Below are 3,279 nucleotides of genomic sequence, written 5' to 3'. Positions count from 1 at the left end.
GGATTTGCCGCGTCTTTTTTTTGAGCCAAGAAGCAAGTGTCTGCCGGCTGACACCAAACATGCGGGAAATGCCTCTCATGCTGGGACGTTCATGATAAGCGCCGATTATCTCTTCCTTCTTCTCTTCGCTCCAGCGCGGGCAAAGATGCAGCACCGCACGTTTATTGCAGTCTTTACACCAATACTGCTGCTGCCCTTGAGCGTTATGTCCGTTTTTCACGATGTTCACGCTGTCACAACAGCGACATCGGTGGGTGATGATTTCTTGTATCATCACCCTATACTAACTCATCACTTGCCATTTGACCACCACCCACATCCTGTAGGGGCGTTTCGCGAAAAATGCCCCTGCGACCTTTCCCTCCTGCGCAGCACACCTTCCACCATATCCGCCCCGCAAATCTTCCTCTTGACACGGCAGCTGTTTTTGAGGCAATGTTCGATTTGAAATAATTCAAAATTTGTTCTTCTTTGGAGGCTGATAACAACATCATGGAATGGCTCACTGAATGGAAGAAGCTGGCATGGATAGCGGGGCTTTTCCTGCTCTTCTTTTATCTCCCGGTCGGCTGGGAACGCTTTGATCACGCGGTGCTGGAGGCCCTGCACCTGAGCAGGTGGTATGCCCGCGAGCATGTGCTGCTCTGCCTGATCCCCGCCTTCTTCATCGCCGGGGCGATCGGTGTCTTTGTCAGCCAGGCCTCGGTGATGAAGTATCTTGGCGCAGGGGCGAACCCGCTGCTCGCCTACGGCGTGGCCTCGGTCTCCGGCACCATACTTGCGGTCTGCTCGTGCACCGTGCTGCCGCTCTTCGCGGGCATCTACCGCATGGGCGCAGGCTTGGGGCCAGCATCAGCCTTCCTCTACTCCGGCCCGGCCATCAACGTGCTGTCCATCGTCCTCACAGCGCGGGTGCTGGGCTTGGAACTGGGCATAGCCCGCGCAGTCGGGGCAATCGGTTTCAGCGTGGTCATCGGCCTGCTGATGGCCCTGATCTTCCGCAAGGAAGAGGCCGCCAAAGCTGCGGCGCGTATGGCCCTGCCCGCAGAGGAGGCGGGCCGTCCGCTCTGGCAGACCGCGCTCTATTTCGCCGCAATGGTCGGCATTCTGGTCTTTGCCAACTGGGGCAGGCCGGAGCAGAGCGCGGGCCTCTGGGCAGACATCTATAATGCCAAGTGGCTGGTGACTTCCTGCTGCGCCGCTGGGCTGGGCATCATGCTCGTGCTCTGGTTTAAGCTGGCCTGGTGGAAGGCGGCACTGGCCGCCCTGCCGGTCATCGCGCTGGCCGTCCTCCTCCCTGAGCAGCCGCTGCTGGCCTTCACCGCTGGCAGCATCGGCCTGTCCGTCATCACCAGCACAGACAAGGGCGAGACCGGCGACTGGTTCGCCTCTTCCTGGGACTTCGCCAAGCAGATCCTGCCGCTGCTGCTCTTCGGCGTGCTCATCGCGGGTCTGCTGCTGGGCAGGGTAGGGGAGGAGGGGCTGATTCCCTCGGCGTGGATAGCTGGCGCGGTGGGCGGCAACTCGCTGGGTGCGAACTTCTTCGCCGCCTTTGCCGGGGCCTTCATGTACTTCGCCACCCTGACTGAAGTGCCCATCCTGCAAGGGTTGATCGGCAGCGGCATGGGCAAGGGGCCTGCGCTGGCCTTGCTGCTGGCTGGTCCTGCTCTGAGTCTGCCGAGCATGTTGGTCATCCGCACTGTGCTGGGCACAAAGAAAACACTGGTCTTTGTCAGTTTGGTGATCATCATGGCAACTATCAGCGGAGTGCTCTTCGGGGCACTGTTCGGATAAACAACAAACAAGGGAGATACAATGAAGATCCAAATACTGGGCACTGGCTGCCCCAAGTGCAGGAAGCTGGCCGAGAACGCCGAGGCCGCTGCCAAGTCCCTTCAGCTTGACTGTCAGATCGAGAAAGTGATGGACATCAACCAGATCACCGCCTTCGGGGTGATGATCACGCCTGCTCTGGCCGTGGACGGCATGGTGAAGCTGGTCGGCAAGGCTTCGTCCGTGGATGAGCTGAAGGCTGTGCTGGCAGGAGGAGCGGGGAAATGAGGAAGAGCATCCGCATCATGGCCTTGGCCCTGTCGGTCTTCGCTCTCAGCGGCGGCGCGGCAATCGCCGAGGAAGCACCGGCCAGCGGGCAGGCGCAGCGCGTCGAGCAGAATACAACGCGGGTCTATTACTTCCACGGCAACCTGCGCTGCAAGACCTGCAACAAGATCGAAGCCCTGACCAAGAAGACCTTGGAGGAGAGCTTTGCCGAGCAGCTCAAGAACGGCTCGATGGAATTGCAGGTTATCAACGTGGACAAGGCGGAAAACGAGCACTTCGTTGATGACTACGAGCTGGCTGTCCGCTCGGTGGTGCTTTCGCAGATCAAACAAGGCAAGGAGGCCAGATGGCGGCGATTAGACAAGGTCTGGCAGCTGGTGCATGACGAGCCTGCGTTCAGCGACTACCTCCGCACGGAGATCGCCGCCCTCAATCAAGGCACAGGCTCATGACTGAGTCCATCCTTGTGCCGCTGGCCTCAGCCTTCTGGCTCGGCATCCTCACATCCATCAGCCCTTGCCCGCTGACCACCAACATCGCCGCCATCTCCTACGTGGGGCGGCGGGTAGGCAAACCAGCCAGCGTCTTGCAGGCAGGACTGCTCTACACTGCCGGACGCGCTCTGGCCTATCTGCTGGTCGGGGTGCTGCTGGTCAGCAGCCTGCTCTCCGCGCCCTCGCTCTCGCAGATGCTGCAAAAGCATATGAACATGGCCCTTGGCCCGGTGCTGATCGTGGTCGGCCTGATTCTGCTGGAGCTGATTCCCTTGCCTGTCGGTTCAGGCGGCCTGAGCGCAGCCTTGCAAAACAAGGCGGACTCCTTGGGCATCGGCGGAGCCGGGCTGCTGGGCATAGTTTTCGCCCTCTCCTTTTGCCCGACCTCAGCAGCCCTGTTCTTCGGCTCGCTGCTGCCCTTGGCTGTGCAGCAGCAGTCGGGCCTGCTCATTCCCGGCATCTACGGGCTGGCCACCGGCCTGCCGGTGCTGCTCTTTGCCCTGATGCTGGCCTTTGCCACCAACAAGGTCGCCCAAGCCTTCAACCGCATCACCATCTTTGAACGCTGGGCGCGGCGGCTGACCGGCCTGCTATTCCTCTTGGTGGGTGGCTATTACTGCGCGGTGTATTTCTTGTGAATGATCGGAACTCCATGCCGCCCTTTTCTTGCCGAAAGCGCAACAGAGGCCGCAAGGAATGCCTCATTCCTCGCTGGCAATGAGGC

5 protein-coding genes are annotated in these 3,279 nt (G+C 60.3%); 4 read left to right on the top strand and 1 reads right to left on the bottom strand.

The features are described 5' to 3' along the window. Positions 1–229 (bottom strand): transposase-like zinc-binding domain-containing protein (locus ACNKID_RS10840; RefSeq protein ID WP_417912483.1); only part of this gene is annotated, 229 nt, incomplete at its 3' end. A 263-nt stretch (positions 230–492) separates the two neighbouring features. On the opposite strand from ACNKID_RS10840, the gene ACNKID_RS10835 reads away from it, so the two are divergent. The 4 genes from ACNKID_RS10835 to ACNKID_RS10820 are packed head-to-tail and all read left to right on the top strand — an operon-like array spanning position 493 to position 3,193. Further along, a complete protein-coding gene (locus ACNKID_RS10835) occupies positions 493–1,794 on the top strand; it encodes a permease (RefSeq protein WP_417913447.1) in 1,302 nt (433 codons plus the stop codon). Positions 1,795–1,815: 21 nt separating this feature from the next. Continuing rightward, a complete protein-coding gene (locus ACNKID_RS10830) occupies positions 1,816–2,061 on the top strand; it encodes a thioredoxin family protein (protein ID WP_417913446.1) in 246 nt (81 codons plus the stop codon). Then, positions 2,058–2,513 (top strand): nitrophenyl compound nitroreductase subunit ArsF family protein, encoded by a 456-nt coding sequence (locus tag ACNKID_RS10825; protein ID WP_417913445.1) that lies wholly within the window; start codon positions 2,058–2,060, stop codon positions 2,511–2,513. The genes ACNKID_RS10830 and ACNKID_RS10825 overlap by 4 nt, the downstream gene beginning before the upstream one ends. Beyond that, the gene (locus tag ACNKID_RS10820; RefSeq protein ID WP_417913444.1) at positions 2,510–3,193 is read left to right on the top strand and encodes an aromatic aminobenezylarsenical efflux permease ArsG family transporter; all 684 of its coding nucleotides are present in this window, start codon (positions 2,510–2,512) and stop codon (positions 3,191–3,193) included. The genes ACNKID_RS10825 and ACNKID_RS10820 overlap by 4 nt, the downstream gene beginning before the upstream one ends. The last annotated feature ends 86 nt before the right edge of the window (positions 3,194–3,279 follow it).

Source organism: Candidatus Electronema sp. TJ (genome assembly GCF_048287355.1).
In the GTDB taxonomy this organism is placed as follows: domain Bacteria; phylum Desulfobacterota; class Desulfobulbia; order Desulfobulbales; family Desulfobulbaceae; genus Electronema.
Note: the sequence above shows the minus strand (reverse complement) of the source record. Positions and strands in the feature narration are given on the sequence as shown.